Annotated in this window: 1 pseudogene; it reads right to left on the reverse strand. The window is 57.3% G+C overall.

Going from position 1 to position 501, the window contains the following annotated elements:
• Window positions 1–43: 43 nt before the first annotated feature.
• Window positions 44–424 (reverse strand): annotated as a pseudogene (locus EOA22_RS36885) (pyridoxamine 5'-phosphate oxidase family protein); the annotation flags it as partial.
• Window positions 425–501 lie beyond the last annotated feature (77 nt).

The raw sequence follows: 501 nt of genomic DNA on the forward strand, positions 1-501 counted from the left end.
GCCCTGGCGGCGGCCCGCTGCCGAGAGGTGGCGGGGCTAATCCCTATTTCGCAAGCGAGTTGCCGGACAGCTCAAAAACCATCGGCTCGCCTCTGAAATCGGAATAGCGAATCCATCGAGGCGAAATCGTAAAAAGTTGTGCTCCTTGCTTTAGAAACTCCGCTTCAAGCGGACAGTTGGCAACGTGGACATCTCTCAACCGCTGTGATTCGTTAGCCTTGGCAGGTCGGGCCCGGCCTTCGATTTGAACCGTGACATTTTCATCCCAGCCGATCACCATGGCGATCCGGCTGTCTCGTTTGATATTTGCCAGCTTCCGACTTCCGGGAAAGCTGTCGAACACGATGTTGAGGTCGTCGCCCAACGTCACCTGTATGACGGCTGCCTCTGGAGACCCGTCCGGATGCACGGTGCTGATAGCCCCGAGCTTATGCCTAGGTGCCCGCGATCATGCTGACCCCAAGGGAACTTTCGATCAGTTCGCCCCAGTTTGTCGAAGGG

The sequence above is a fragment of the Mesorhizobium sp. M7A.F.Ca.US.014.04.1.1 genome, assembly GCF_003998745.1.
Classification (GTDB): Bacteria; Pseudomonadota; Alphaproteobacteria; order Rhizobiales; family Rhizobiaceae; genus Mesorhizobium; species Mesorhizobium ciceri.